At 48.6% G+C, this 422-nt stretch carries 1 protein-coding gene; it reads left to right on the top strand.

Going from position 1 to position 422, the window contains the following annotated elements; translation table 11 throughout:
• Nucleotides 1-192: 192 nt before the first annotated feature.
• A partial coding sequence (locus tag Afil_RS10745) for a hypothetical protein (protein ID WP_230268549.1) occupies nucleotides 193-422 on the top strand: 230 nt, incomplete at its 3' end.

Below are 422 nucleotides of genomic sequence, written 5' to 3'. Positions count from 1 at the left end.
TGTCGTGACACCCAAAAGCTGCCTCTGGATAAGCTGGTCGACTTTATCTTCTCCATGCAGAGCACGAATCTCCCGATCCAGCTTGCCTCTTATGCAGGCTTCTGTGAAGAAAACCAGTTTGCCAATTAAGCACTGAGCGAAGCTAGAAGCAAGCTCCGTTCCGACTTCTTTAAGGACATCTTTGAGCAGGTCATGAGCAGACTGCTCCTTACAGGTGCCTTTGAGGATCGCAAGTATCTTTACCCGACGTATGCCATTGATGGCTCCACTCTGCATCTCGAACCCTTTAACAAGGACAGCGACGACTTCCTCCGGACCAAATCTCCAAAACGCAAACGGGCTGGAGCCCATGTGGTCGCTGCTTATGACGTAGATAATAAGCTCTTCACAGATGTAGAAATCCAGAAACTCGCTAAGAAAAA

It is taken from the genome of Allobaculum fili, assembly GCF_020969955.1.
Taxonomy (GTDB): Bacteria; Bacillota_I; Bacilli_A; order Erysipelotrichales; family Erysipelotrichaceae; genus Allobaculum; species Allobaculum fili.
This window is presented reverse-complemented; position numbering and strand designations above follow the sequence as displayed.